The sequence below is a fragment of the Pseudomonas palleroniana genome, assembly GCF_003031675.1.
In the GTDB taxonomy this organism is placed as follows: Bacteria; Pseudomonadota; Gammaproteobacteria; order Pseudomonadales; family Pseudomonadaceae; genus Aquipseudomonas; species Aquipseudomonas palleroniana.
Genome location: NZ_PYWX01000053.1, coordinates 15,014 through 41,737 on the forward strand (window position 1 = coordinate 15,014; position 26,724 = coordinate 41,737).

Genomic DNA, 26,724 nt, shown 5'->3' on the forward strand with positions numbered 1-26,724 from the left:
AGTCTGGGCCCTGGCAGCCCCCATTCGTCGGATCGAGGCATTTTTGCCCCGGTTCGATGGAAGGGGAGGTCGGGGCCTTGCCTTGACTGGGGGCAAGATCCTCTTTAGACTCTTGTACCCCTAAATTTGGCGGGAATGCGTTCCTGCCATTTTGCTTTTCTTGCAAGACAATAGCGTCGCAAGACAACAGTGGAGCTAGTAGATGGCAACTATCAACCAGCTGGTACGTCAGCCGCGTAAGCGTATCGTCGAGAAATCCGACGTACCTGCGCTGCAGAACTGCCCGCAACGTCGTGGCGTATGCACCCGTGTGTATACCACCACGCCGAAAAAACCTAACTCGGCACTGCGTAAAGTATGCCGTGTGCGTCTGACCAACGGTTTCGAGGTTTCCTCGTACATCGGTGGTGAAGGCCACAACCTGCAAGAGCACAGCGTGGTACTGATCCGCGGCGGTCGTGTAAAAGACTTGCCAGGTGTTCGTTACCACACCGTACGCGGCTCCTTGGATACTTCCGGCGTTAAAGGTCGTAACCAGGGTCGTTCGAAGTACGGTACCAAGAAGCCTAAGTAGTAGCGGCTTTTTGTAAAACTGAATCATCTTATTTTCTGAGTCGATAAGAGTAAGGTCGGAGGCGTCCCGAAAGGGCACCGATTCCGAGCGAACCTGAAGACCGTTTGAGGGCTTATCCATGCCAAGAAGACGCGTAGCAGCCAAGCGCGAAGTGCTTGACGATCCAAAATACGGAAGCCAAATTCTGGCCAAGTTCATGAACCACGTGATGGAAAGCGGCAAGAAAGCCGTTGCCGAGCGTATCGTTTATGGCGCGCTGGAAAAGGTTAAAGAACGCAAGAACAGCGACCCCCTGGAAATCTTCGAGAAAGCTCTCGACGCCATCGCTCCGCTGGTCGAAGTGAAGTCGCGCCGTGTAGGCGGTGCTACTTACCAGGTTCCGGTTGAAGTTCGTCCGTCCCGTCGTAACGCTCTGGCAATGCGCTGGTTGGTAGACTTCGCCCGTAAGCGCGGCGAGAAGTCTATGGCTCTGCGTTTGGCTGGCGAACTGTTGGACGCTGCCGAAGGTAAAGGTGCTGCTGTTAAGAAGCGTGAAGACGTGCACCGTATGGCTGAAGCTAACAAAGCTTTCTCGCACTACCGCTTCTAATTTTAGCTTCACTAATTTTGCGAGGGCTTTATGGCTCGTACTACTCCGATTAGCCGCTACCGTAACATCGGTATCGTCGCTCACGTGGATGCTGGTAAAACCACCACCACCGAGCGCGTACTGTTTTACACCGGCAAAAGTCACAAAATGGGCGAGGTGCATGATGGCGCCGCGACCACAGACTGGATGGTTCAGGAGCAGGAGCGTGGTATTACCATTACTTCTGCTGCCATTACCGCCTTCTGGAAAGGTTCCGAGAAGCAGTACAAAGACGAGCACCGCTTCAACGTAATCGATACCCCAGGCCACGTAGACTTCACTATTGAAGTTGAACGTTCCCTGCGCGTACTCGATGGCGCTGTCGTTGTGTTCTGCGGTACCTCGGGTGTTGAGCCTCAGTCGGAAACCGTATGGCGTCAGGCCAACAAATACGGCGTTCCGCGTCTTGTTTACGTAAACAAGATGGACCGTGCTGGTGCCAACTTCCTGCGCGTGATCGGTCAGATCAAGCAGCGTCTGGGTCACACTCCGGTGCCAATCCAATTGGCTATCGGTTCCGAAGACAACTTCCAGGGTCAGATCGATCTGATCAATATGGAAGCTGTTTACTGGAATGACGCTGACAAAGGCATGGTTCCTGTTCGCAAGCCTATCCCTGCCGAGCTTCAAGAGCTGGCTGACGAGTGGCGCAACAACATGGTTGAGGCTGCTGCCGAAGCCAGCGAAGAGCTGATGAACAAGTACCTCGAAGGTGAAGAGCTCACCAACGCGGAAATCAAGGCCGCTCTGCGTCAGCGTACTATCGCTGGCGAAATCGTCCTGGCTGTTTGCGGTTCTTCCTTCAAGAACAAGGGTGTTCCCCTGGTTCTCGACGCCGTTATCGACTTCCTGCCTGCTCCAACCGACATTCCTGCTATCAAGGGTTCCAACCCTGATAACGAGGAAGAAGAGATGGAGCGTCATGCTGACGACAGCGAGCCGTTCTCGGCTCTGGCGTTCAAGATCGCTACCGACCCATTCGTGGGTACCTTGACCTTCGTCCGCGTTTACTCGGGCGTGTTGGCATCCGGCGACGGCGTGATCAACTCGGTTAAAGGCAAGAAAGAGCGCGTGGGTCGTATGGTGCAGATGCACGCAAACGCCCGTGAAGAGATCAAGGAAGTTCGCGCTGGTGACATCGCGGCCCTGATCGGCATGAAGGACGTCACCACTGGTGAGACTTTGTGCGACGCTGCCAAGCCAATCATCCTGGTTCGCATGGACTTCCCGGAGCCGGTTATTTCGGTTGCCGTAGAGCCTAAGACCAAGGATGACCAGGAAAAAATGGGTATCGCTCTGGGCAAGCTTGCTCAGGAAGATCCATCTTTCCGCGTCAAGACTGATGAAGAGACTGGTCAAACGATCATCTCCGGCATGGGCGAGCTGCACCTGGACATCCTGGTTGACCGGATGCGCCGTGAGTTCAACGTCGAAGCCAACATCGGTAAGCCTCAGGTTTCCTATCGTGAGCGCATCACGAAGAACTGTGAAATCGAAGGCAAGTTCGTTCGTCAGTCCGGCGGTCGTGGTCAGTTCGGTCACTGCTGGATCCGTTTTGCTCCTGCTGACGAAGGTCAGGAAGGTCTGCAATTCTTGAACGAAGTAGTGGGTGGTGTTGTTCCTAAGGAATACATCCCTGCTATCCAGAAGGGTATCGAAGAGCAGATGAAGAACGGTGTTGTTGCCGGCTATCCGCTGATCGGCCTGAAAGCAACCGTTTTTGACGGTTCTTACCACGACGTCGACTCCAACGAGATGGCGTTTAAGGTGGCTGCTTCCATGGCAACCAAGCAACTGGCCCAGAAGGGCGGTGGTGAGTTGCTTGAGCCAATCATGGCGGTAGAAGTTGTTACACCTGAAGACTATATGGGTGATGTCATGGGCGACCTTAACCGTCGTCGCGGCATGATCTTGGGTATGGAAGACACGGTTTCCGGCAAAGTGATTCGCGCCGAGGTTCCGCTGGGTGAGATGTTCGGTTATGCGACCGACGTTCGCTCCATGTCCCAGGGTCGCGCAAGCTACTCTATGGAATTCAAAAAATACAACACAGCTCCGGCGCACATCGCTGAAACTGTATCCAAAAAACAAGGCTGATTCAGTCCTTTAGGCAAGGAGTTAATTGTCGTGGCTAAAGAAAAATTTGATCGTTCCCTACCGCACGTAAACGTTGGCACCATCGGCCACGTTGACCACGGTAAAACCACTCTGACCGCTGCTCTGACTCGCGTCTGCTCCGAAGTTTTCGGTTCGGCCGTAGTTGAATTCGACAAGATCGACAGCGCACCAGAAGAAAAAGCTCGTGGTATCACCATCAACACTGCGCACGTTGAGTACAACTCGAACATTCGTCACTACGCTCACGTTGACTGCCCAGGTCACGCTGACTATGTGAAGAACATGATCACTGGTGCTGCCCAGATGGACGGCGCGATCCTGGTTTGCTCGGCCGCTGATGGTCCGATGCCACAAACCCGTGAGCACATCCTGCTGTCCCGTCAGGTAGGCGTTCCGTACATCGTGGTTTTCCTGAACAAGGCTGACCTGGTAGACGACGCTGAGCTGCTGGAACTGGTTGAGATGGAAGTGCGCGATCTGCTGAGCACTTACGACTTCCCAGGCGACGACACTCCGATCATCATCGGTTCTGCTCGTATGGCTCTGGAAGGCAAAGACGACAACGAAATGGGTACTACCGCTGTTAAGAAGCTGGTAGAAACTCTGGACAGCTACATCCCAGAGCCAGTTCGTCTGACCGACAAGCCGTTCCTGATGCCAATCGAAGACGTGTTCTCGATCTCTGGTCGCGGTACTGTTGTGACTGGTCGTATCGAGCGCGGTATCGTTCGCGTTCAAGACCCGCTGGAAATCGTTGGTCTGCGTGACACTACCACCACCACCTGCACCGGTGTTGAGATGTTCCGCAAACTGCTCGACGAAGGTCGTGCTGGCGAGAACTGCGGCGTTCTGCTGCGTGGCACCAAGCGTGACGACGTTGAGCGTGGTCAGGTTCTGGTTAAGCCAGGTTCGGTTAAGCCGCACACCAAGTTCACCGCAGAAGTTTACGTTCTGAGCAAGGAAGAAGGCGGTCGTCACACTCCGTTCTTCAAAGGCTACCGTCCACAGTTCTACTTCCGTACTACTGACGTGACTGGTAACTGCCAGCTGCCAGAAGGCGTTGAAATGGTAATGCCAGGCGATAACATCCAGATGGAAGTTACCCTGATCAAGACCATCGCAATGGAAGACGGCCTGCGCTTCGCTATTCGTGAAGGCGGCCGTACCGTTGGTGCTGGTGTTGTAGCTAAAATCATCGAGTAAGCATCTCTCCTGAGATAGCTTCGATGCTTTGAAAAGCCCCCGCTCAGCGGGGGCTTTTTTATTGGGTTGACACCTATCTGGGGCGTCTATAGAATTGCGCCTCCTTTTAACGGGTGCATTGCGCCCGGTGGGAATAGCAGCCGGAGTCTGAAATCCAATGCAAAATCAGCAAATCCGTATCAGGTTGAAGGCTTTTGACCATCGCCTGATCGACCAATCCACCCAGGAAATCGTGGAAACCGCGAAACGTACTGGTGCTCAAGTGCGTGGTCCAATTCCACTGCCTACCCGTAAAGAGCGGTTCACCGTTCTGGTCTCTCCGCACGTCAACAAAGACGCGCGTGACCAGTACGAGATCCGTACTCATAAGCGCGTACTGGACATCGTCCAGCCAACGGATAAAACCGTTGATGCACTTATGAAGCTCGATCTGGCGGCCGGTGTGGAAGTACAGATCAGCCTCGGCTAAGACTTGGGTCTTAGTCGTGTAACGCTCTGAAATGGGCGGCCATAGCGGGTGAAAGCCCCGTACACTCATGAGGTTTACAACATGACTATTGGTGTAGTCGGTCGTAAATGCGGTATGACCCGTATTTTCACCGAAGAAGGTGTCTCCATTCCGGTCACGGTCATTGAGATCGAGCCGAATCGCGTCACCCAGTTCAAAACTGAAGAAACCGATGGCTATCGTGCAGTGCAAGTCACTGTCGGCGAGCGTCGTGCTTCGCGCGTGACTTCTGCTCAAGCAGGTCACTTCGCTAAAGCAAACGTTGCAGCTGGTCGTACTGTCATGGAGTTCCGTCTCGAAGACGGCGACTACCAGGCTGGCGATCTGATCAACGCTGAAATCTTCGCCGCTGGTCAACTGGTTGATGTAACCGGTCAGTCCAAGGGTAAAGGCTTCCAGGGTACGATCAAGCGTTGGAATTTCCGTGGCCAAGACAACACTCACGGTAACTCCGTTTCCCACCGCGTCCCGGGCTCTATTGGCCAGTGCCAGACTCCTGGTCGTGTATTCAAGGGCAAGAAAATGTCCGGTCATATGGGCGCTGAGCGCGTGACCGTGCAGTCCCTCGAAGTAGTGCGCGTCGACGCTGAACGCAATCTGTTGTTGGTCAAGGGTGCTGTTCCTGGCGCTACTGGCGGCAACCTGGTTGTACGTCCAGCGGCCAAGGCTCGCGGTTAAGGGGAAGCTGACATGCAATTAAATGTAAATGACGCTCAAGCGATCGAAGTTTCCGAACTGACATTTGGCGGCGAATTCAACGAGACGCTGGTTCACCAAGCAGTCGTGGCCTACATGGCCGGCGGCCGTCAAGGTAGCAAGCAGCAAAAGACCCGTTCCGACGTTCGTGGTGGCGGTAAGCGCCCTTGGCGTCAGAAAGGTACTGGCCGTGCTCGTGCCGGTACTATCCGTAGCCCAATCTGGCGTGGCGGCGGTACCACTTTCGCAGCTCGTCCGCAGGATCACTCGCAGAAGCTCAACAAGAAGATGTACCGCGCAGCTCTGCGCTCCATCCTTGCTGAACTCGTGCGTACCGACCGTCTGGTCGTGGTTCAGGACTTCGCTGTTGAAAGCCCGAAAACCAAAGATCTGCTGGGCAAACTGAACGACATGAGCCTGACCGACGTTTTGATCGTGTCGGAAGCTGTTGATCAGAACCTGTACCTGGCTGCTCGTAACCTGCCACACGTTGATGTACGTGACGTGCAAGGTTCCGATCCAGTTAGTCTGATCGCATACGACAAGGTGTTGATCACCGTGTCGGCCGTGAAGAAATTCGAGGAGCTGCTGGGATGAACCAGGAACGCGTATTTAAAGTTCTGCTTGGCCCGCACGTTTCCGAAAAGGCTACGGTTCTGGCTGACAAGAAAGGCCAGTTCGTTTTCAAGGTTGCAACTGACGCAACCAAGCTGGAAATCAAGAAGGCCGTCGAAAGCCTGTTCAGCGTGAAAGTAGAGCGTGTTACTACCCTGAACGTTTTGGGTAAGAGCAAGCGCACTGCTCGCGGTCTGGGCAAGCGTAATGACTGGAAGAAGGCAGTTATCTCCCTTCAGCCAGGCCAAGATCTCGATTTCAGCAGCAGTGCTGAGTAAGGAAGGGGTGCATCATGGCAATCGTTAAATGCAAACCGACTTCCCCTGGCCGCCGTTTTGTGGTCAAGGTGGTCAACCAGGAGCTGCATAAAGGCGCTCCTCACGCACCGCTGCTCGAGAAGAAATCGAAGTCTGGTGGTCGTAACAACAATGGTCGTATTACCACTCGTCACATCGGTGGTGGCCATAAGCAGCATTATCGTCTGGTCGACTTCCGTCGCAACGACAAAGATGGCATCGCTGCCACTGTCGAGCGTATCGAATACGATCCAAACCGTACTGCTCACATCGCTCTGCTGCTGTACGCAGATGGCGAGCGTCGCTACATCATCGCCCCTAAAGGCGTGAGCGCTGGCGACCAGCTGATCGCAGGTGCTCTGGCACCGATCAAGCCGGGCAACGCTCTGCAACTGCGCAACATTCCAGTTGGTAGCACCGTACACGGCATCGAATTGAAGCCAGGTAAAGGCGCGCAAATCGCTCGTTCCGCTGGTGCTTCGGCTCAGCTGATCGCTCGTGAAGGTGTCTACGTGACCCTGCGTCTGCGTTCTGGTGAGATGCGTAAAGTGCTGGCTGAATGCCGTGCGACCCTGGGCGAAGTCTCGAACTCCGAGCACAGCCTGCGTTCGTTGGGTAAAGCTGGTGCCAAACGCTGGCGTGGCGTTCGCCCAACCGTTCGTGGTGTTGCCATGAACCCGGTTGACCACCCACACGGTGGTGGTGAAGGTCGTACCTCTGGTGGTCGTCATCCGGTATCGCCATGGGGCTTCCCGACTAAGGGCGCGAAGACTCGTGGTAATAAGCGTACCGACAAAATGATCGTCCGTCGTCGCAAGTAAATAGAGGGATACGACAGTGCCACGTTCTCTGAAAAAAGGTCCTTTTATTGATCTTCACCTACTGAAGAAGATCGAAGTGGCGGCGGAAAAGAACGATCGCAAACCAGTTAAGACCTGGTCGCGTCGTTCGATGATCCTGCCACAAATGGTCGGTCTGACCATCGCAGTACACAACGGTCGTCAACACGTCCCAGTTCTCGTTAACGAAGACATGGTCGGCCACAAACTGGGCGAGTTCGCCGGTACCCGCACTTATCGTGGGCACGTGGCAGACAAGAAAGCCAAGCGTTAAGGGGTTAGGAAATGGAAGTAGCCGCTAAGTTGTCGGGCGCTCGAATCTCCGCCCAGAAAGCCCGCTTGGTCGCCGACCAGATCCGCGGGAAGAAGGTGGGCGAAGCGCTCAACCTGTTGGCTTTCAGCAGTAAGAAAGCCGCCGAGATCATGAAGAAAGTGCTGGAGTCGGCCGTAGCCAACGCCGAGCATAACGAAGGCGCAGACGTTGATGACCTGAAAGTCAGCACCGTTTTCGTTAACGAAGGGCGTTCGCTGAAGCGCATCATGCCACGTGCCAAAGGCCGTGCTGATCGCATCGTCAAGCGGTCTTGCCATATCACTGTCAAGGTTGCTGACAAGTAACGGAGTCGAAGAGATGGGTCAGAAAGTACATCCCATTGGCATTCGCCTGGGAATCGTCAAGGAGCACACCTCCGTCTGGTACGCAGACGGTCGGACTTATGCGGACTACTTGTTCGCTGATCTGAAGGTGCGTGAGTATCTCCAAGACAAACTAAAAAGCGCGTCCGTAAGCCGTATCGATATCCATCGTCCGGCCCAAACTGCACGTATCACCATCCACACCGCTCGTCCAGGTATCGTTATCGGGAAGAAAGGTGAAGATGTTGAGAAACTGCGTCAGGACCTGACCAAGCAAATGGGTGTGCCTGTGCACATCAATATCGAAGAGATCCGCAAGCCGGAGCTCGACGGTATGCTGGTTGCGCAGAGCGTAGCTCAGCAGCTGGAGCGTCGCGTAATGTTCCGTCGCGCTATGAAGCGTGCCGTACAGAACGCAATGCGCATTGGTGCCAAAGGCATCAAAATCCAAGTGAGCGGTCGTCTCGGCGGTGCTGAAATCGCACGTACTGAATGGTATCGCGAAGGTCGTGTGCCACTGCACACCCTGCGTGCCGACATCGACTATGCCAACTACGAAGCTCACACCACTTACGGTGTGATCGGTGTAAAGGTTTGGATCTTCAAAGGCGAAGTAATTGGTGGTCGCCAAGAAGAACTGAAACCACAAGCACCAGCGCCTCGTAAAAAAGCTGCTAAGTAAGGGGTACGCCAAATGTTGCAACCTAAGCGTACGAAGTTCCGCAAGCAGATGACAGGCCACAACCGTGGTCTGGCTCAGCGCGGTAGCAAAGTCAGCTTCGGCGAGTTCGCGCTGAAGTCTGTAGCTCGTGGTCGTCTCACCGCTCGTCAGATCGAGTCAGCGCGTCGTGCTCTGACCCGTCACGTAAAACGTGGTGGCAAGATCTGGATCCGTGTATTCCCGGACAAGCCGATTTCCAAAAAACCTCTCGAGGTTCGGATGGGTAAAGGTAAGGGTAACGTGGAATACTGGGTTGCCCAGATTCAGCCAGGCAAAGTCCTGTATGAAATCGAGGGTGTTTCTGAAGAGCTGGCGCGTGAGGCTTTCGCCCTGGCTGCTGCAAAGCTGCCGCTCGCCACCTCCTTTGTTAAACGGACGGTGATGTGATGAAAGCGAATGAACTTCGTGAAAAATCCGCACAGCAGCTGAACGAGCAACTGCTCGGCCTGCTGCGCGACCAGTTCAATCTGCGTATGCAGAAAGCAACTGGCCAGTTGGGGCAGTCTCATCTGCTCTCGCAAGTTAAGCGTGACATCGCTCGCGTGAAGACTGTGCTCAACCAGCAGGCAGGTAAGTGATCATGGCTGAAGCCGAAAAGACTGTCCGTACGCTGACTGGCCGTGTTGTCAGCGACAAGATGGACAAAACCATCACCGTTCTGATCGAGCGTCGCGTTAAGCACCCGATCTACGGTAAATATGTTAAGCGTTCGACTAAGCTGCACGCGCACGACGAAACCAATCAGTGCCACATCGGCGACAAAGTCACTATTCGTGAAACTCGTCCGCTGGCCAAGACCAAGTCTTGGGCACTGGTTGATGTTCTCGAACGCGCTGTGGAAGTCTAAGGACTAGGGGTCGGAGAAATTATATGATTCAGACTCAATCCATGCTCGATGTGGCCGATAACAGCGGCGCTCGCCGCGTTATGTGCATCAAGGTGCTGGGTGGCTCCCATCGTCGTTACGCTGGTATCGGTGACATCATCAAAGTTACCGTGAAGGAAGCAATTCCTCGCGGTAAGGTGAAAAAAGGCCAAGTGATGACTGCTGTTGTAGTCCGCACTCGTCACGGCGTACGCCGTGCAGATGGCTCCATTATCCGCTTTGATGGCAACGCTGCTGTTCTTCTGAACAACAAGCAAGAGCCGATCGGCACCCGTATCTTTGGGCCAGTGACCCGTGAACTTCGTACTGAGAAGTTCATGAAGATCGTCTCGCTCGCCCCAGAAGTGCTGTAAGGAGATCCGACATGCAAAAGATTCGTCGTGACGACGAGATCATCGTGATCGCCGGCAAAGACAAAGGTAAGCGCGGTAAGGTGCTGAAGGTTCTCGCTGACGACCGTCTGGTCGTTGGTGGTCTGAACCTGGTCAAGCGTCATACCAAGCCTAACCCGATGTCGGGCGTACAGGGCGGTATCGTCGAGAAAGAAGCGCCACTGCACGCTTCTAACGTCGCCATCTTCAACGGCGAAACCAACAAGGCTGATCGCGTTGGTTTCAAAGTAGAAGACGGTAAGAAAATTCGTGTCTTCAAGTCGACCCAAAAAGCGGTTGATGCTTGAACACTGCTAGGTAGATAAGACCATGGCACGACTACAAGAGATTTACCGGAAGGAAATCGCCCCTAAGCTTAAGGAAGAACTTAAGCTTGGGAACGTGATGGAAGTTCCGCGCGTTACCAAAATCACCCTGAACATGGGTCTGGGCGAAGCGATCGGCGACAAAAAAGTCATCGAGCACGCTGTTGCTGACCTGGAAAAGATCACCGGCCAAAAAGTCGTTGTGACCTACGCTCGGAAATCCATCGCTGGCTTTAAAGTCCGTGAAGGTTGGCCGATCGGCGTCAAGGTAACTCTGCGCCGTGAGCGTATGTACGAATTCCTGGATCGTCTGCTGTCGATCTCCCTGCCTCGGGTTCGCGACTTCCGCGGCCTGAATGCCAAGTCCTTCGATGGTCGTGGTAACTACAGCATGGGCGTGAAAGAGCAGATCATCTTCCCGGAAATCGACTACGACAAGATCGATGCTCTCCGCGGTCTGGACATCACCCTGACCACCACTGCCAAGAACGATGATGAAGGTCGCGCCCTGCTGCGTGCTTTCAAATTCCCGTTCCGCAACTGATTGGAGTAGGACCATGGCCAAGATGAGCATGAAAAACCGCGAGCTGAAGCGTCAGCTCACGGTTGCCAAGTACGCCAAGAAGCGTGCAGCACTGAAAGCAATCATCGTTGATCTGAACGCAAGTCCAGAAGCGCGTTGGGAAGCTACAGTTGCCCTGCAGAAGCAGCCACGTGACGCAAGCGCTTCGCGCATGCGTAACCGCTGCCGCCTGACCGGTCGTCCACACGGCGTTTACCGCAAGTTCGGCCTCGGCCGTAACAAACTGCGTGAAGCGGCAATGCGTGGTGACGTACCAGGTCTGGTTAAAGCCAGCTGGTAAGTACTTTCGAAGTCCAGGTGGTTGGCGTCGCAAGATAACGACCACCGGTGACCTTGAATCTGGAACAAGCCCCTTTTGGGGCTTGTTTCATTTCCGGAGTGTGTCTAGAATACCCGGCTCGCCTGAGCCCGTGTTTTCTATGCCCGGAGATTCTCGGCGACATATGTAGCCGCAAGGCTAATTTTTTTGTATTAGGAGCGTCTAGCCCATGAGTATGCAGGACCCGTTAGCGGACATGCTAACTCGTATCCGTAATGCCCAGATGGCTGAAAAGTCCGTCGTAAGCATGCCATCTTCCAAGTTGAAGGTAGCTGTTGCCAAAGTCCTGAAAGACGAAGGCTACATTGCGGGTTATCAGATCAGCAGCGATGTAAAAGCACTGCTGTCCATCGAGCTGAAGTACTTCGAAGGCCGTTCGGTCATCGAGGAAGTGAAGCGCGTTAGCCGTCCAGGCCTGCGTCAGTACAAGTCCGCTGAAGATCTGCCGAAAGTTCGTGGCGGTCTGGGCGTGTCTATCGTCTCCACCAACAAAGGTGTGATGACTGATCGTGCTGCGCGCGCTGCCGGTGTCGGCGGCGAAGTTCTTTGCACTGTGTTCTAAGGGGGGATAAGCATGTCTCGCGTCGCTAAGAACCCCGTTAAGCTGCCGGCCGGTGTCGAAGTCAAATTCGCAGGCCAACAGCTTTCGGTGAAGGGTGCCAAGGGTACTCTTGAACTGAACATCCATTCGTCCGTTGAGATCGTTGAAGAAGCCGGTGAGCTGCGTTTTGCCGCTCGCAATGGCGATCAACAAACTCGCGCAATGGCCGGTACCACGCGTGCGTTGGTAAACAACATGGTCCAAGGCGTAAGCCAAGGCTTCGAGCGTAAGCTCCAGCTGGTCGGTGTTGGTTACAAAGCGCAAGCAAAAGGCACGGTTTTGAACCTGGCCCTTGGCTTCTCGCACCCAGTGGATTACGAACTGCCGGAAGGCATCACCGCTGAGACCCCTAGCCAGACCGATATCCTGATCAAGGGCATCGATAAGCAGCTGGTAGGTCAAGTGGCCGCTGAGATCCGCGACTTCCGTCCACCAGAGCCGTACAAAGGCAAAGGTGTGCGCTACGCGGACGAAGTCGTCCGTCGTAAAGAAGCCAAGAAGAAGTAGGGCATAGCAAATGACCGACAAAAAAGTTACTCGACTGCGTCGCGCTCGCAAAGCACGCCTGAAAATGCACGAACTCGAAGTCGTGCGTCTCTGCGTGTTCCGCTCGTCGCAGCACATCTACGCCCAGGTCATCTCGGCCGACGGCAACAAAGTCCTGGCAAGCGCCTCGACTTTGGATAAAGAACTGCGTGATGGTGCCACCGGCAACATCGACGCGGCCACAAAGGTTGGCCAGCTGGTCGCTACGCGTGCTAAGGCCGCTGGCGTCTCGCAAGTGGCTTTCGACCGCTCTGGCTTCAAGTACCACGGCCGCGTTAAAGCGCTGGCTGATGCTGCTCGTGAAGCTGGGCTGGAGTTCTAAGTTATGTCAAATAACGACCAAAAGCGCGACGAAGGCTACATTGAGAAGCTGGTTCAAGTTAACCGCGTAGCCAAAACCGTTAAAGGCGGCCGTATCTTCACTTTCACCGCGTTGACCGTGGTAGGTGATGGTAAAGGGCGTGTTGGCTTCGGCCGTGGCAAGTCGCGTGAAGTGCCTGCTGCGATCCAGAAGGCAATGGAAGCTGCTCGTCGCAACATGATCCAAGTTGATCTGAACGGCACCACTCTGCAGTACGCAATGAAGTCCGCCCATGGCGCTTCGAAGGTATACATGCAGCCTGCTTCTGAAGGTACCGGTATCATCGCTGGCGGCGCTATGCGTGCTGTCCTCGAAGTTGCTGGCGTTCAGAACGTTCTGGCCAAGTGCTACGGCTCGACTAACCCAGTAAACGTGGTTCACGCCACTTTCAAGGGTTTGAAAGCTATGCAATCTCCTGAGTCCATCGCTGCCAAGCGTGGCCTGACTGTCAAGGAGATCTTCTGATCATGGCTACCGTTAAAGTAACGCTGATCAAAAGCATGACCGGCCGCATCCCTAACCACAAACTGTGCGTTAAAGGTTTGGGTCTGCGTCGCATCGGTCACACTGTAGAAGTCCAGGATACTCCCGAGAATCGCGGGATGATCAACAAGGCTTACTACATGCTGCGTGTAGAGGGTTAATCGATGAAACTCAATGATCTGAGTCCAGCGCCGGGTTCCCGTCGCGAAAAGCATCGTCCGGGCCGTGGTATCGGTAGCGGTTTGGGTAAGACTGGTGGCCGCGGTCACAAAGGTCAGACCTCCCGTTCCGGTGGCACCATTGCTCCAGGCTTTGAAGGCGGTCAACAGCCGCTGCATCGTCGCCTGCCTAAGTTCGGTTTCGTATCCCTGAAAGCCATGGATCGCGCAGAAGTGCGTCTGTCCGAGCTGGCTAAAGTGGACGGCGACATCGTTACTCTGCAGACCCTGAAAGATGCCAACGTGATCAACGTCAACGTACAGCGCGTGAAAATCATGCTGTCCGGTGAAGTGGCTCGCGCTGTCACTATCGGCAAGGGAATCGGCGCCACCAAAGGTGCGCGTTCGGCTATCGAAGCAGCTGGCGGCAAGTTCGAGGAATAAATGGCTAAGCAAGGTGCTCTCTCTGCGCTCGGCAAAGGCGGTATGTCTGAACTTTGGGCACGTCTGCGTTTTCTGTTCCTGGCGATTATCGTCTACCGAATAGGCGCACACATCCCGGTTCCAGGTATCAACCCGGACCGACTCGCAGACCTGTTTCGACAGAATGAGGGGACCATTCTTAGCTTGTTCAACATGTTTTCCGGCGGCGCGCTGGAACGGATGAGCATCTTTGCATTGGGGATCATGCCGTACATTTCGGCATCGATCATCATGCAGCTGATGACCGCCGTCAGCCCGCAGTTGGAGCAGTTGAAGAAGGAAGGTGAAGCTGGCCGTCGCAAGATTAGCCAGTACACCCGCTACGGCACTGTCGTCCTTGCCCTGGTTCAAGCTATCGGCATGTCCGTTGGCCTGGCAGGGCAGGGCGTTGCGTTCACTGGTGACTTTGGCTTCTATTTCGTCGCGGTATCCACTTTTGTGGCTGGTGCGATGTTCATGATGTGGCTGGGTGAGCAGATTACTGAGCGTGGTGTTGGTAACGGTATCTCGATGTTGATTTTCGCAGGTATCGTCGCCGGTCTTCCGAGGGCAATTGGGCAGTCTTTCGAGTCTGCGCGTCAGGGTGATATCAATATCTTCGCCTTGGTTGCCATCGGTTTGCTGGCAGTAGCGATTATCGGTTTTGTGGTGTTCATTGAGCGTGGCCAGCGTCGTATCGCTGTTCACTACGCCAAGCGTCAGCAGGGCCGTAAGGTTTTTGCTGCGCAGACCAGCCACTTGCCGCTGAAAGTGAATATGGCCGGTGTTATCCCGGCAATTTTCGCGAGCAGCATTTTGCTGTTTCCGGCTTCGTTGGGTACCTGGTTTGGTCAGTCTGAAAATATGGGCTGGCTGCAGGACCTTTCTCAGTCGATCGCTCCTGGTCAGCCGTTGAATATTCTGCTGTTTAGTGCAGGGATTATTTTCTTCTGCTTCTTCTATACGGCGTTGATGTTCAATCCGAAAGACGTAGCGGAAAACCTGAAGAAGTCCGGTGCCTTTATTCCGGGCATCCGTCCAGGTGAGCAGTCGGCACGCTACATTGATGGCGTTCTGACTCGTTTGACCCTGTTCGGTGCTCTATATATGACGGCCGTGTGCCTGTTGCCCCAGTTCCTTGTGGTCGCAGCAAACGTTCCGTTCTACCTTGGCGGGACCTCGTTGCTGATCGTGGTCGTGGTTGTGATGGACTTCATGTCCCAAGTACAATCGCACCTCGTTTCGCACCAGTACGAATCCCTGATGAAGAAAGCCAACCTGAAGGGTTACGGCAGCGGCATGTTGCGCTGAGTACCCATAAGGTTCGAGGAGTTGGTGATGAAAGTTCGTGCATCGGTGAAAAAGCTGTGCCGTAACTGCAAGATTATTCGCCGCGAAGGTGTTGTTCGAGTAATTTGCAGCGCGGAACCGCGTCACAAACAGCGCCAAGGCTGAGTGTGATCCGCTTGAAGCCCGGCAGCTAGTGCGCTGCCGGGTTGATTATTTGTTATTACAGCGATATTATCTCGCGCCCTATTTCTTGGCTTCCGGGGCGTAGGTAGCTGTCAATTGGAGTCCCACTGAATGGCCCGTATTGCAGGCGTTAACATTCCAGATAACAAGCACACTGTTATCTCGCTGACCTACATCTATGGTGTTGGTCGCACTACTGCGCAGAAGATTTGCGCAGTTGCTGGGGTAAACCCAGCCGCTAAGATCAAGGATCTGAGCGACGAGCAGATTGAACAGCTGCGTGGCGAAGTGGCGAAGTTCACCACTGAAGGTGACCTGCGTCGCGAAATCAACATGAAAATCAAGCGTTTGATGGACCTCGGTTGCTATCGCGGTCTGCGTCATCGTCGTGGTCTTCCAGTACGCGGTCAGCGTACCAAGACTAACGCGCGTACCCGTAAAGGTCCGCGTAAGCCGATCCGCAAGTAATCGCCCCAGCGAATCGACAGGAAAATTATCATGGCAAAACCTGCTGCTCGTCCTCGTAAAAAAGTTAAAAAGACAGTGGTTGATGGCATCGCCCACATCCATGCTTCTTTTAACAACACCATCGTGACCATCACCGACCGTCAAGGTAATGCGCTTTCTTGGGCTACCTCTGGTGGTTCGGGTTTCCGCGGTTCCCGCAAGTCCACTCCGTTCGCTGCTCAAGTAGCTGCTGAACGTGCTGGTCAAGCTGCGCTGGAATATGGCCTGAAAAACCTCGACGTTAACGTCAAGGGTCCAGGTCCAGGTCGTGAGTCCGCTGTCCGTGCTTTGAACGGCTGTGGCTATAAGATCGCCAGCATCACCGACGTGACGCCAATCCCGCACAACGGGTGCCGTCCGCCGAAGAAGCGCCGCGTGTAATCCAGGAGATTGTAAAGAATGGCTCGTTACATTGGTCCAAAATGCAAACTCGCTCGTCGCGAGGGCACCGATCTCTTCCTGAAGAGCGGCGTGCGCGCGATCGAATCGAAGTGCAACATTGAAGCAGCACCTGGTATCCACGGCCAACGCCGCGGTCGCCAGTCCGACTACGGCACCCAACTGCGTGAAAAGCAGAAGGTCCGTCGTATCTACGGCGTTCTCGAGCGTCAGTTCAGCGGCTACTACAAAGAAGCTGCTGGCAAGAAAGGTGCAACCGGTGAAAACCTGCTGCAACTGCTCGAATGCCGTCTGGACAACGTTGTATACCGTATGGGCTTTGGTTCGACTCGTGCCGAATCCCGTCAGTTGGTATCGCACAAGTCGATCAGCGTTAACGGTCAGACCGTAAACGTTCCGTCCTACCAGGTTCGTGCTGGTGACGTGGTCGCAGTTCGCGAGAAAGCAAAAAACCAGCTTCGCATTGTCCAAGCTCTCGATCTGTGTGCCCAACGTGGCCGCGTAGAATGGGTAGAAGTAGACACTGAGAAGAAGTCGGGCGTTTTCAAGAACGTTCCTGCTCGCAGTGATCTGTCCGCCGACATCAACGAAAGCCTGATTGTCGAGCTCTACTCCAAGTAAGGGCTAGAAAATAGGTGCATCCATGCAGATTTCGGTAAATGAGTTCCTGACACCCCGCCACATTGATGTGCAGGTTGTCAGTCCAACCCGCGCCAAGATCACTCTCGAGCCTCTCGAGCGTGGTTTTGGCCACACCCTGGGCAACGCGCTGCGCCGCATCCTGTTGTCCTCAATGCCCGGCTGTGCAGTAGTCGAGGCCGAGATTGACGGTGTGCTCCACGAGTACAGCGCCATCGAAGGTGTACAGGAAGACGTAATTGAAATCCTGTTGAACCTTAAAGGTCTGGCTATCAAGCTGCACGGCCGTGACGAAGTTACGCTGACCTTGTCGAAGAAGGGTTCGGGGGTGGTTACCGCTGCCGATATTCAGCTGGATCATGATGTCGAGATCGTTAACCCCGATCACGTAATCGCTAACCTGGCGTCTAACGGCGCCCTGAACATGAAGCTCACCGTAGCTCGTGGTCGTGGTTATGAACCGGCCGACTCGCGTCAGAGCGATGAAGATGAAAGCCGCAGCATTGGTCGCTTGCAGCTTGACTCTTCGTTCAGCCCGGTTCGCCGTATCGCATACGTGGTGGAAAACGCCCGTGTCGAACAGCGCACCAACCTGGACAAGCTGGTTATTGATCTGGAAACCAACGGTACTCTGGACCCGGAAGAGGCTATCCGCCGCGCTGCAACCATTCTGCAACAGCAGTTGGCTGCGTTCGTCGACCTCAAAGGTGACAGCGAACCAGTGGTAATCGAGCAGGAAGACGAGATCGATCCGATCCTGCTTCGCCCGGTTGACGATCTGGAACTGACTGTACGTTCGGCTAACTGCCTTAAGGCGGAAAACATTTACTACATCGGCGACCTGATTCAGCGTACCGAAGTAGAACTGTTGAAGACTCCGAACCTGGGCAAGAAATCCTTGACTGAAATCAAGGACGTTCTGGCCTCCCGCGGTCTGTCCCTCGGCATGCGCCTCGACAACTGGCCGCCTGCAAGTCTTAAGAAGGACGACAAGGCGACTGCCTGATCGTCGTAATCACCGAACGTGAGTTTGGTAAGGAATGAACCATGCGTCATCGTAAAAGTGGTCGTCACCTGAGCCGTACCAGCTCGCACCGCAAGGCCATGTTCCAAAACATGGCGGTGTCGCTGTTCGAGCACGAGCTGATCAAAACTACACTGCCGAAAGCTAAAGAACTGCGTCGCGTTGCTGAGCCGCTGATCACTTTGGCCAAGACAGACAGCCTGGCTAACCGCCGTCTGGCTTTCGACCGTACTCGTTCGAAAGCTATCGTTGGTAAGCTCTTCAACGACCTGGGCAAGCGTTACGCTACCCGTGAGGGTGGCTACCTGCGCATCCTCAAGTGCGGTTTCCGCGCTGGCGACAACGCGCCTATGGCGTACGTCGAGTTGGTTGATCGTGCTACTGCTGGCGAAGCTGTAAGCGCCGAGTAAGACGACAAGCTGTAATAAAAAACCGGGCCTAGTGCCCGGTTTTTTTGTGCGTGTAAAAAGCGCGTTGGATACAAGTTTCCACAGGTGGCTCTTGGCACTATAGGGTTGGGGAGGTTGTTAGTAATTTTCTATTGATGCTTACGATTTAATGAATTTGTAGACGTCATATTGATGGTCAATACTTCCTCCAAGCCGATTAGCCAGCAGTTCCAAGTCCGACCTGAGGAAATTGAATATGAGCCAGAACAAAATCCTTACTACCGCCAGCGGGGGCCCCGTCGCGGATAACCAGAATTCCCGTTCCGCAGGCCCGCGTGGCCCGTTGCTGCTTGATGATTTTCATCTGATCGAGAAGCTCGCTCACTTCAACCGCGAAAACATTCCTGAGCGTCGTGTGCATGCCAAGGGCTCGGGCGCTTATGGCACCTTCACCGTTACCAAAGACATCACCCAATACACCAGTGCCAAACTGTTCGAGTCCGTGGGCAAGCAGACTCCCACCTTCCTGCGGTTTTCCACCGTAGGGGGTGAGCGTGGTTCGGCTGATACCGAGCGCGATCCACGGGGTTTCGCCCTGAAGTTCTACACCGAAGAAGGCAACTGGGACATTGTGGGTAACAACACTCCGGTGTTCTTCATCCGTGACCCGCTGAAGTTCCCGGACTTCATCCATACCCAAAAGCGTTTGCCGCAAAGCAACCTGAAAAGCGCGCAAATGATGTGGGACTTCTGGTCGCACTCTCCTGAGGCGCTGCACCAGGTCACCATCCTGTTTTCGGATCGTGGTATTCCTGACGGCTACCGTCACATGCACGGTTTTGGTAGCCACACCTACAGTCTGATCAATGCCAAGGGCGAACGTCACTGGGTCAAATGGCATTACAAGACCCTGCAGGGCATCAAGAACCTGGCGCCGGCAGAGGCTGCTCGCCTGGCAGGTACCGACCCTGATTACGCCCAGCGTGATCTGTTCGGTGCGATCGAGCGTGGAGACTTCCCAAAATGGCGTGTCTGCATTCAGATCATGACCGAGGCCCAGGCAAACGCTCACTACGAGAACCCGTTCGATGTGACCAAAACCTGGTCGCAGAAAGAGTTCCCGCTGATCGAAGTCGGCGAACTGGAACTGAATCGCAACCCGCAAAACTACTTCGCTGAAGTGGAACAAGCCGCATTTGGCCCAAGCAATATGGTGCCAGGCGTCGGTTTGTCGCCAGACCGTATGCTGCAAGGTCGCGTGTTTGCCTACGCTGATGCCCACCGCTACCGCGTTGGCACCAATCACCAGCAATTGCCGGTGAATGCTCCACGCAGCCCGGTGAATAGCTACCAGCGCGATGGCTCAATGGCTTTTGGCAGCAACGGCGGCGCAACGCCTAACTACGAGCCAAACAGCTACGCCGATGCGCCGAAACAAGCCCCTCAGTACGCGGAGCCGGCTTTGGCATTGAGTGGTGCGGCTGACCGTTACGATCACCGTGAAGACACGGATTACTACAGCCACGCCGGTGCGCTGTTCCGCCTGATGAACGATGAGCAGAAAGCATTGCTCACCAACAATATCGCCGGTGCGATGGGTGGCGTTTCCAGCGATGTGGTCCAGCGTCAACTGCAGCACTTCTATAAAGCAGATCCTGCTTATGGAGAAGCAATCGCAAAGGCACTGGGTGTATCGCTTAACTGACTCTAAACGATAAGCAGAACCGCCCTCATTTGGGCGGTTTTTGCGTTATTTCAGCTACTTTTCTCGGAATATCTTCACTTTTCTGCCGTTAGTCCCGTGACCTTCGAGTCATCATGGTTCAAACTACAAACTTTCAAGCAGGGAGATGTAGGGCGATGCAAGGTCACCCCGACGTAATCGATTACCTCAACACGTTGCTGACGGGCGAACTGGCAGCTCGTGACCAATATTTCATCCATTCGCGCATGTACGAAGACTGGGGCTTTACCGAGCTCTATGAACGTATCAACCACGAAATGGAAGAAGAGGCACAGCACGCCGACGCACTGATGCGCCGTATCCTGATGCTCGAAGGCACGCCGCGCATGCGTCCCGACGATCTGGATGTGGGTACCACGGTGCCGGATATGCTCGCCGCCGACCTTCGTCTCGAATACAAGGTGCGTGCTGCGCTATGCAAGGGCATCGAGCTCTGTGAGCAGCACAACGACTATGTCACCCGCGAGATCCTGCGGGTGCAGTTGAATGACACCGAAGAAGATCACACCTACTGGCTGGAAAAGCAGTTGGGCCTGATCAAGTTGGTAGGCCTGGAGAATTACCTGCAATCGCAGTTCTGATTCACCGGCCATGAAAAAGCCCCTGTCACGTTGCCGTGGCAGGGGCTTTTTCATGGTACCGATAAATCAGGCCTTGTCGCGCGCCAACAACGGCTTCAAGTAGTAGCCCGTATGTGACTGCGGCATTTCGGAAACCTGCTCCGGTGTGCCCACTGCAATGATCTGGCCACCCTTGGAGCCGCCTTCCGGCCCCAGGTCTACCAGCCAGTCGGCAGTCTTGATCACGTCGAGGTTGTGTTCGATTACTACAACGGTATTGCCGTGGTCGCGTAGACGGTGCAACACATCGAGCAGTTGTTGGATATCCGCGAAGTGCAGACCCGTGGTCGGCTCATCGAGGATATACAGGGTTTTGCCCGTATCGCGCTTGGACAGCTCGCGAGACAACTTCACCCGCTGCGCTTCACCGCCGGACAAGGTAGTCGCCGATTGCCCCAGCTTGATGTACGACAGGCCCACATCCATCAGCGTCTGGAGCTTGCGCGCCAATGCCGGAACCGCGTCAAAGAACTCCCGCGCCTCCTCGATCGTCATCTCCAGGGTTTCATGAATGCTCTTGCCCTTGTACTTGATCTCCAGGGTTTCGCGGTTATAGCGCTTGCTCTTGCACACGTCGCACGGCACGTAGATGTCCGGCAGGAAGTGCATTTCGACCTTGATCAAGCCATCGCCCTGGCACGCTTCACAGCGCCCGCCCTTGACGTTGAACGAGAACCGGCCAGGCCCGTAGCCGCGTGAGCGGGATTCCGGGACGCCCGCAAACAGCTCGCGAATGGGCGTGAACAACCCGGTGTAGGTCGCCGGGTTGGAGCGCGGCGTGCGGCCAATCGGGCTTTGGTCAATATCGACCACCTTGTCCAGGTGCTCAAGACCCTTGATGCTGTCATGCGCGGCCGCTTCCAGGGTGGTCGCGCCGTTCAGGGCGGTGGCACTCAAGGGGAACAGCGTATTGTTGATCAGGGTCGATTTACCCGAGCCGGAGACACCAGTCACGCAGGTCAGCAGGCCCAGCGGAATCTCCAGGTCGACGTTGCGCAGGTTATTACCCCGTGCGCCTTTGAGGTGCAGCGCCAGCTTCTTGTTGCGCGGTGTGCGCTTGGCCGGGACCTCGATCTTCACGCGGCCGGACAGGTACTTGCCGGTCAACGAGTCCGGGTGGTCCATGACTTCGGCAGGCGTGCCCTCGGCGACAATATGCCCACCGTGCACACCTGCGCCCGGGCCAATGTCGACGACGTAGTCCGCCAGACGGATTGCATCTTCATCGTGCTCGACCACAATCACCGTGTTGCCGATATCCCGCAGGTGTTTCAGCGTGCCCAGCAGGCGATCGTTGTCGCGCTGGTGCAAGCCGATCGACGGCTCATCGAGGATGTACAGCACGCCCACCAGGCCGGCACCAATCTGGCTGGCGAGGCGAATCCGTTGGGCTTCACCGCCAGACAAGGTATCGGCACTGCGGTCCAGCGAGAGGTAGTCCAGGCCAACGTTGACCAGGAACTGCAAGCGCTCGCGAATTTCCTTGAGGATCTTGTCGGCAATTTCCCCACGACGACCCGTCAGCTTAAGCACACCAAAGTACTCACAGGCGTCACCGATCGGCAGGCTGGTCACCGCCGGCAAGGTCTTCTCACCGACCCACACATGCCTTGCCTCACGACGCAGGCGAGTACCCCGGCAGTCCGGGCAGGGTTGAGTGCTGAGGAATTTCGCCAGTTCTTCGCGCACGCTGGCCGACTCGGTCTCGCGATAACGACGCTCCAGGTTCGGCACGATGCCTTCGAACGGGTGAGAGCGTTTGACGATATCGCCGCGGTCATTCAGGTATTTGAAGTCGACGTTCTGTGAGCCGCTGCCATGGAGGATGACTTTCTGCTGCTCCGCCGGCAGCTGGTTGAACGGCACTTCCAGGCTGAATTTATAGTGCGATGCCAGCGACCCCAGCATCTGGAAGTAATAGACGTTACGCCTGTCCCAGCCGCGTATCGCCCCTTCCGCCAAGGTCAGTTCGCCGTTGACCAGACGCTTGATGTCGAAGAATTGCTTCACCCCCAGGCCATCACAGGTCGGGCAGGCACCGGCGGGGTTGTTGAAGGAAAACAGCTTGGGTTCCAGTTCGCTGATGGCATGGCCACAGATCGGGCAGGCGAAGCGCGCAGAAAAGATGATCTCTTCGCCCGGCTCGTCGTCCATCGGCGCCACCAGGGCAATGCCATCCGCCAGCTTCAATGCCGTCTCGAACGATTCCGCCAGGCGCTGTTGCAGATCCGCGCGCACCTTGAAGCGGTCGACCACTACATCAATGGAGTGCTTCTTCTGCTTGTCGAGCTTCGGCGCTTCGTCCAGTTCATAAAGCTTGCCGTTGATGCGCGCACGCACGAAACCCTGGGCACGCAGTTCCTCGAAGACGGAAAGGTGTTCACCCTTGCGCTCACGAATCACCGGCGCCAGCAGCATCAGCTTTGCGCCTTCCGGCTGGGCCAATACCAGGTCGACCATCTGGCTGACGGTCTGGGCTTCCAGGGGAATATCGTGGTCCGGGCAACGCGGGATGCCCACCCGTGCGTAAAGCAAGCGCAGGTAGTCGTAGATTTCGGTGATGGTGCCCACGGTGGAGCGCGGGTTGTGGGACGTCGACTTCTGCTCGATGGAGATCGCCGGCGACAGGCCTTCAATGGTGTCGACGTCGGGTTTTTCCATCATGGACAGGAACTGCCGGGCATACGCCGACAGCGATTCCACATAACGCCGCTGGCCTTCGGCATATAGCGTGTCGAACGCCAGGGACGATTTGCCGGACCCGGACAAGCCGGTGATGACGATCAGTTTGTCCCGCGGCAGGGTCAGGTCGATGTTCTTCAGGTTGTGGGTTCTAGCCCCACGAATCAGGATCTTGTCCAAGATGGCCTCGCACGGCGGGCGTAAATTATGCAGGAGTATACGGCTAAAGACTGGATGAATATACACTGTCAAAGTGCCGGGTGCAGCCTTACATGAAAGCTGCGCGGCAAAGCGCCGCATATACCCTCTCAATCGATGGGACTGGTAGAATCGCCGCCGGTTCACACGAGGTTTTTCCATGCACGATCCCCACAGCGAACGCATGAGTAGCGGCGAGACCCGAGCGGCAAGCGGTCTGGCCCTAGTGTTCGCCTTCCGTATGCTTGGCATGTTTATGGTGTTGCCGGTGCTGGCGACCTATGGAATGGATCTCGCAGGAGCGACCCCGGCCTTGATCGGCCTGGCAATTGGCGCCTATGGCTTGACCCAGGCGATTTTCCAGATTCCATTCGGGATCATTTCCGACCGCATTGGCCGCCGCCCGGTGATCTACCTCGGGCTGATCGTATTCGCCCTCGGCAGTGTGCTCGCGGCCCAGTCCGATTCCATCTGGGGCGTGATCGCCGGACGCATCCTGCAAGGCGCCGGGGCCATTTCCGCTGCCGTCATGGCCTTGCTCTCGGACCTGACCCGCGAACAACATCGCACCAAAGCCATGGCCATGATCGGCATGACCATCGGCCTGTCGTTTGCGGTGGCCATGGTGGTCGGCCCGCTGCTGACCCGCGCGTTCGGCCTGCACGGGTTGTTCCTCGCCACCGGCGGCATGGCGTTGTTCGGGATCGTGATCGTGGCGTTCATGGTGCCGCGGTCCACCGGCACGTTGCAGCACCGTGAGTCGGGTGTCGCACGCAAGGCGCTGTTGCCGACACTCAAGCATCCGGACCTGCTGCGCCTCGATTTAGGTATCTTCGTATTACACGCCATGCTGATGTGCAGCTTCGTCGCGCTGCCCCTGGCCCTGGTCGAAAAAGCCGGCTTGCCCAAGGAGCAGCATTGGTGGGTCTACCTCACCGCGCTGTTGATTTCGTTCTTCGCCATGATCCCGTTCATCATCTACGGCGAGAAGAAACGCAAAATGAAACGAGTTTTACTCGGCGCCGTCACGACCCTGATGCTCACTGAGCTATTCTTCTGGGAGTTCGGCGACAGCCTGCGGGCGCTGGTGATCGGCACGGTGGTGTTCTTCACCGCGTTCAACCTGCTGGAAGCCTCGTTGCCTTCGCTGATCAGTAAAGTTTCACCGGCCGGCGGCAAGGGCACGGCGATGGGGGTGTATTCCACCAGCCAGTTCCTCGGTTCTGCGCTGGGCGGCATCATGGGTGGCTGGATGTTCCAGCATGGCGGTTTGTCGGTTGTGTTCCTGGGATGCGCAGGTCTGGCTGCCCTCTGGCTGGCCTTTGCTGTTACCATGCGCGAACCTCCCTATGTGACGAGCCTGCGTTTGCCGTTATCGCCAGAAGCGATCCGCGAAGCCGGTCTGGTTGAGCGCCTCAAGGCTGTCACCGGGGTTACCGATGCCGTGATTGTTGCTGAAGAAGCCGCCATCTACATCAAATTGGACACCGAATTATTGGATCGCGCGACGCTCGAGCAACTGGTCAACCCAGTGCCGACAGCGCGCCCAGCCTAGGAGAACGTTATGGCCCGTGGGGTTAACAAAGTCATATTGGTCGGTACATGCGGCCAGGATCCCGAAGTTCGCTACTTGCCTAACGGTAATGCCGTGACCAACCTGAGTCTGGCGACCAGCGAACAGTGGACCGACAAGCAGACCGGCCAGAAGGTCGAGAAAACCGAATGGCACCGTGTGTCGATGTTCGGCAAGGTGGCAGAGATCGCCGGTGAGTACCTGCGCAAAGGTTCGCAGGTCTACATCGAAGGCAAACTGCAAACCCGCGAGTGGGAAAAAGACGGCATCAAGCGTTACACCACCGAAATCGTGGTCGACATGCAAGGCACCATGCAACTGCTGGGCGGCCGTCCACAGGGCGACCAACAGGGCCAAGGCGGCATGTCCAACTCGGCGCCGCGCCCACAGCAGTCGCGTCCGCAGCCAAGCCAGCAGCCACAGCGTGAGTCGCGCCCGGCGCCACAACAGGCCGCACCGCAGCCGGCTCCGGATTTCGACAGCTTTGATGACGATATCCCGTTCTAAGGTCTGAAGACCCCAAGCACACAAAACCCCCGATGGCTAAACCCCCCGGGGGTTTTTTATTGCCGCTGATCACGCCTCCGTCGACGCCGCTGTCACCACCATCTCCTTGAACCGGCGCAAGACCGCCGAACCGTCACCGATCCGCGTTGCCAAGTGCAACGGCGCCACCAGGCTCTGGCACTCCGTCAACTCCCGATAGACGATGCCGTCGCCCCGCAGTCGCTGCATCGACGCCGGTACAATCGACACTCCGAGTCCCGCCGCCACCAGGCTCAAGGTCGCGGTCATGCGCGGTGCTTCCTGGACCACCTGCGGGCTGAACCCCGCTTCACGGCAGGCCACCAGGATCGCGTCATACAACCCCAACCCCACGCGACGGCGATACAGCACGAAGGACTCGGTCGCCAATGCCGCCAACGGCAGGGGCGAGGCTGGATCGATTGCCAAGGGGTGGTCTGTCGGCAGCGCCAGCAGCATGGGCTCTACCAGAATCGGTTCGTCCTGCAGCGACTGCGTCCCGCTGAGCGGCGAGCGGATAAACGCCGCGTCGAGTTTCTCGTGCACCAACGCATCCAGTAGTTCGCCGGTGCCCGCTTCCTCCAGCACCACCGAGACGCCGACAAAGGTTTCGCGAAACAGCCGCAATACACTGGGTACAAACGGGTGCAGGGCGGCCGAACTGGTAAATCCGATCGCCAGGCGGCCACGTTCACCTCGCGCGGCACGGCGCACGACGTCGGCCAGCCCCTCTGCCTGAGCCAGTATTTCCCGCGCCTCATCCAACAAGGCCAGGCCGGCAGTGGTGGGGCGCACGCCACGCGGCAAGCGCTCCATCAAGCTCACCCCCAGCTGGGCTTCAAGGCTTTGCAGCATCCGCGTCAAGGGTGGCTGTTGCATGCCCAGGCGTTCGGCGGCGCGGGTGATATAGCCTTCTTCAGCGATAGCGACGAAGGCTTTGAGCTGGCGCAGTTCCAACATTGGGATACTTTCCAGGTATGGGAGGGCTTCAATCCTGGCATTTGTTCTCATGGCTCACAAG

Annotated in this window: 38 protein-coding genes; 36 read left to right on the top strand and 2 right to left on the bottom strand. The window is 56.0% G+C overall.

Annotated features, from left to right (window positions below; all coding sequences use genetic code 11):
• Positions 1-202: 202 nt before the first annotated feature.
• The 34 genes from rpsL (at position 203) to bfr (ending at position 20,686) form a co-directional block, all read left to right on the top strand.
• A complete protein-coding gene (gene rpsL / locus C9383_RS17985) occupies positions 203-574 on the top strand; it encodes a 30S ribosomal protein S12 (protein ID WP_002555494.1) in 372 nt (123 codons plus the stop codon).
• Positions 575-692: 118 nt separating this feature from the next.
• Positions 693-1,163: a 30S ribosomal protein S7 gene (gene rpsG, locus C9383_RS17990; RefSeq protein WP_002555493.1), complete on the top strand. Its 471-nt coding sequence runs from the start codon at positions 693-695 to the stop codon at positions 1,161-1,163.
• A 30-nt stretch (positions 1,164-1,193) separates the two neighbouring features.
• A complete protein-coding gene (gene fusA / locus C9383_RS17995) occupies positions 1,194-3,299 on the top strand; it encodes an elongation factor G (RefSeq protein ID WP_060755287.1) in 2,106 nt (701 codons plus the stop codon).
• Positions 3,300-3,329: 30 nt separating this feature from the next.
• Positions 3,330-4,523, top strand: coding sequence for an elongation factor Tu (gene tuf / locus C9383_RS18000; protein WP_090365561.1), 1,194 nt, complete (start codon positions 3,330-3,332; stop codon positions 4,521-4,523).
• A 157-nt stretch (positions 4,524-4,680) separates the two neighbouring features.
• Positions 4,681-4,992 (top strand): 30S ribosomal protein S10, encoded by a 312-nt coding sequence (rpsJ, locus tag C9383_RS18005; protein WP_003186070.1) that lies wholly within the window; start codon positions 4,681-4,683, stop codon positions 4,990-4,992.
• An 81-nt stretch (positions 4,993-5,073) separates the two neighbouring features.
• Positions 5,074-5,709 carry a 50S ribosomal protein L3 gene (gene rplC / locus C9383_RS18010; protein WP_090365562.1) on the top strand — a complete coding sequence of 212 codons (636 nt, stop codon included), beginning with the start codon at positions 5,074-5,076 and terminating at the stop codon, positions 5,707-5,709.
• A 12-nt stretch (positions 5,710-5,721) separates the two neighbouring features.
• Positions 5,722-6,324: a 50S ribosomal protein L4 gene (gene rplD, locus C9383_RS18015; protein WP_049711296.1), complete on the top strand. Its 603-nt coding sequence runs from the start codon at positions 5,722-5,724 to the stop codon at positions 6,322-6,324.
• A complete protein-coding gene (gene rplW / locus C9383_RS18020) occupies positions 6,321-6,620 on the top strand; it encodes a 50S ribosomal protein L23 (protein ID WP_002555488.1) in 300 nt (99 codons plus the stop codon). Before rplD ends, rplW begins: the two co-directional genes overlap by 4 nt.
• Positions 6,621-6,634: 14 nt before the next feature.
• Positions 6,635-7,459, top strand: a complete 825-nt coding sequence (gene rplB, locus C9383_RS18025; RefSeq protein WP_003186055.1) for a 50S ribosomal protein L2 — start codon at positions 6,635-6,637, stop codon at positions 7,457-7,459.
• A gap of 16 nt (positions 7,460-7,475) precedes the next feature.
• On the top strand, positions 7,476-7,751 hold the full coding sequence (rpsS, locus tag C9383_RS18030) for a 30S ribosomal protein S19 (RefSeq protein ID WP_002555486.1): 276 nt from the start codon (positions 7,476-7,478) through the stop codon (positions 7,749-7,751).
• 11 nt (positions 7,752-7,762) lie between these two features.
• Positions 7,763-8,095: a 50S ribosomal protein L22 gene (gene rplV / locus C9383_RS18035; protein WP_003103908.1), complete on the top strand. Its 333-nt coding sequence runs from the start codon at positions 7,763-7,765 to the stop codon at positions 8,093-8,095.
• A gap of 13 nt (positions 8,096-8,108) precedes the next feature.
• The gene (rpsC, locus tag C9383_RS18040; RefSeq protein WP_003176422.1) at positions 8,109-8,795 is read left to right on the top strand and encodes a 30S ribosomal protein S3; all 687 of its coding nucleotides are present in this window, start codon (positions 8,109-8,111) and stop codon (positions 8,793-8,795) included.
• A 12-nt stretch (positions 8,796-8,807) separates the two neighbouring features.
• Positions 8,808-9,221, top strand: a complete 414-nt coding sequence (gene rplP, locus C9383_RS18045) for a 50S ribosomal protein L16 (RefSeq protein WP_003176421.1) — start codon at positions 8,808-8,810, stop codon at positions 9,219-9,221.
• Positions 9,221-9,412, top strand: coding sequence for a 50S ribosomal protein L29 (gene rpmC / locus C9383_RS18050; RefSeq protein WP_002555481.1), 192 nt, complete (start codon positions 9,221-9,223; stop codon positions 9,410-9,412). Before rplP ends, rpmC begins: the two co-directional genes overlap by 1 nt.
• A gap of 2 nt (positions 9,413-9,414) precedes the next feature.
• Complete coding sequence (gene rpsQ, locus C9383_RS18055) at positions 9,415-9,681, top strand: 30S ribosomal protein S17 (protein ID WP_003176419.1); 267 nt, start codon at positions 9,415-9,417, stop codon at positions 9,679-9,681.
• A gap of 23 nt (positions 9,682-9,704) precedes the next feature.
• Positions 9,705-10,073 carry a 50S ribosomal protein L14 gene (gene rplN, locus C9383_RS18060; RefSeq protein ID WP_002555479.1) on the top strand — a complete coding sequence of 123 codons (369 nt, stop codon included), beginning with the start codon at positions 9,705-9,707 and terminating at the stop codon, positions 10,071-10,073.
• A gap of 11 nt (positions 10,074-10,084) precedes the next feature.
• Complete coding sequence (gene rplX, locus C9383_RS18065) at positions 10,085-10,399, top strand: 50S ribosomal protein L24 (protein WP_007896770.1); 315 nt, start codon at positions 10,085-10,087, stop codon at positions 10,397-10,399.
• Between the two features lie 22 nt (positions 10,400-10,421).
• The gene (rplE, locus tag C9383_RS18070; protein ID WP_003194642.1) at positions 10,422-10,961 is read left to right on the top strand and encodes a 50S ribosomal protein L5; all 540 of its coding nucleotides are present in this window, start codon (positions 10,422-10,424) and stop codon (positions 10,959-10,961) included.
• 13 nt (positions 10,962-10,974) lie between these two features.
• On the top strand, positions 10,975-11,280 hold the full coding sequence (gene rpsN / locus C9383_RS18075) for a 30S ribosomal protein S14 (RefSeq protein ID WP_003176414.1): 306 nt from the start codon (positions 10,975-10,977) through the stop codon (positions 11,278-11,280).
• A gap of 208 nt (positions 11,281-11,488) precedes the next feature.
• Entirely contained in the window at positions 11,489-11,881 is a 393-nt protein-coding gene (gene rpsH / locus C9383_RS18080) for a 30S ribosomal protein S8 (RefSeq protein ID WP_010206883.1), read from the top strand.
• Between the two features lie 12 nt (positions 11,882-11,893).
• Positions 11,894-12,427, top strand: coding sequence for a 50S ribosomal protein L6 (gene rplF / locus C9383_RS18085; RefSeq protein WP_003176412.1), 534 nt, complete (start codon positions 11,894-11,896; stop codon positions 12,425-12,427).
• Positions 12,428-12,437: 10 nt separating this feature from the next.
• Positions 12,438-12,788: a 50S ribosomal protein L18 gene (gene rplR, locus C9383_RS18090; protein ID WP_003186037.1), complete on the top strand. Its 351-nt coding sequence runs from the start codon at positions 12,438-12,440 to the stop codon at positions 12,786-12,788.
• 3 nt (positions 12,789-12,791) lie between these two features.
• Positions 12,792-13,292, top strand: coding sequence for a 30S ribosomal protein S5 (rpsE, locus tag C9383_RS18095; RefSeq protein ID WP_003176409.1), 501 nt, complete (start codon positions 12,792-12,794; stop codon positions 13,290-13,292).
• 2 nt (positions 13,293-13,294) lie between these two features.
• Positions 13,295-13,471 (top strand): 50S ribosomal protein L30, encoded by a 177-nt coding sequence (rpmD, locus tag C9383_RS18100; protein ID WP_003176408.1) that lies wholly within the window; start codon positions 13,295-13,297, stop codon positions 13,469-13,471.
• Between the two features lie 3 nt (positions 13,472-13,474).
• Positions 13,475-13,912 carry a 50S ribosomal protein L15 gene (rplO, locus tag C9383_RS18105; protein ID WP_060755285.1) on the top strand — a complete coding sequence of 146 codons (438 nt, stop codon included), beginning with the start codon at positions 13,475-13,477 and terminating at the stop codon, positions 13,910-13,912.
• Positions 13,913-15,241 carry a preprotein translocase subunit SecY gene (gene secY, locus C9383_RS18110; RefSeq protein WP_016969470.1) on the top strand — a complete coding sequence of 443 codons (1,329 nt, stop codon included), beginning with the start codon at positions 13,913-13,915 and terminating at the stop codon, positions 15,239-15,241.
• A gap of 27 nt (positions 15,242-15,268) precedes the next feature.
• A complete protein-coding gene (gene rpmJ, locus C9383_RS18115) occupies positions 15,269-15,385 on the top strand; it encodes a 50S ribosomal protein L36 (protein WP_002555468.1) in 117 nt (38 codons plus the stop codon).
• 129 nt (positions 15,386-15,514) lie between these two features.
• Positions 15,515-15,871 carry a 30S ribosomal protein S13 gene (rpsM, locus tag C9383_RS18120; protein WP_003194635.1) on the top strand — a complete coding sequence of 119 codons (357 nt, stop codon included), beginning with the start codon at positions 15,515-15,517 and terminating at the stop codon, positions 15,869-15,871.
• Between the two features lie 30 nt (positions 15,872-15,901).
• Positions 15,902-16,291 (top strand): 30S ribosomal protein S11, encoded by a 390-nt coding sequence (gene rpsK / locus C9383_RS18125; RefSeq protein ID WP_002555466.1) that lies wholly within the window; start codon positions 15,902-15,904, stop codon positions 16,289-16,291.
• A gap of 18 nt (positions 16,292-16,309) precedes the next feature.
• Entirely contained in the window at positions 16,310-16,930 is a 621-nt protein-coding gene (rpsD, locus tag C9383_RS18130; protein ID WP_003176404.1) for a 30S ribosomal protein S4, read from the top strand.
• Between the two features lie 22 nt (positions 16,931-16,952).
• Entirely contained in the window at positions 16,953-17,954 is a 1,002-nt protein-coding gene (locus C9383_RS18135) for a DNA-directed RNA polymerase subunit alpha (protein WP_003176403.1), read from the top strand.
• A 41-nt stretch (positions 17,955-17,995) separates the two neighbouring features.
• The gene (gene rplQ, locus C9383_RS18140) at positions 17,996-18,382 is read left to right on the top strand and encodes a 50S ribosomal protein L17 (protein ID WP_003176402.1); all 387 of its coding nucleotides are present in this window, start codon (positions 17,996-17,998) and stop codon (positions 18,380-18,382) included.
• A 235-nt stretch (positions 18,383-18,617) separates the two neighbouring features.
• Positions 18,618-20,066 (top strand): catalase, encoded by a 1,449-nt coding sequence (locus tag C9383_RS18145; RefSeq protein WP_090365564.1) that lies wholly within the window; start codon positions 18,618-18,620, stop codon positions 20,064-20,066.
• Between the two features lie 155 nt (positions 20,067-20,221).
• Positions 20,222-20,686 (top strand): bacterioferritin, encoded by a 465-nt coding sequence (gene bfr / locus C9383_RS18150; RefSeq protein ID WP_015886133.1) that lies wholly within the window; start codon positions 20,222-20,224, stop codon positions 20,684-20,686.
• Positions 20,687-20,752: 66 nt separating this feature from the next.
• On the opposite strand, the gene uvrA is transcribed toward bfr, so the two are convergent.
• Positions 20,753-23,587 carry an excinuclease ABC subunit UvrA gene (uvrA, locus tag C9383_RS18155; RefSeq protein ID WP_060755283.1) on the bottom strand — a complete coding sequence of 945 codons (2,835 nt, stop codon included), beginning with the start codon at positions 23,585-23,587 and terminating at the stop codon, positions 20,753-20,755.
• A 178-nt stretch (positions 23,588-23,765) separates the two neighbouring features.
• On the opposite strand from uvrA, the gene C9383_RS18160 reads away from it, so the two are divergent.
• Together C9383_RS18160 and C9383_RS18165 are read left to right on the top strand one after the other, a co-directional pair.
• Positions 23,766-25,160, top strand: coding sequence for an MFS transporter (locus tag C9383_RS18160; protein ID WP_090365566.1), 1,395 nt, complete (start codon positions 23,766-23,768; stop codon positions 25,158-25,160).
• Between the two features lie 9 nt (positions 25,161-25,169).
• Positions 25,170-25,685, top strand: a complete 516-nt coding sequence (locus C9383_RS18165; protein WP_003232445.1) for a single-stranded DNA-binding protein — start codon at positions 25,170-25,172, stop codon at positions 25,683-25,685.
• Positions 25,686-25,754: 69 nt separating this feature from the next.
• On the opposite strand, the gene C9383_RS18170 is transcribed toward C9383_RS18165, so the two are convergent.
• On the bottom strand, positions 25,755-26,663 hold the full coding sequence (locus tag C9383_RS18170) for a LysR family transcriptional regulator (protein WP_174554018.1): 909 nt from the start codon (positions 26,661-26,663) through the stop codon (positions 25,755-25,757).
• Positions 26,664-26,724: the final 61 nt, after the last annotated feature.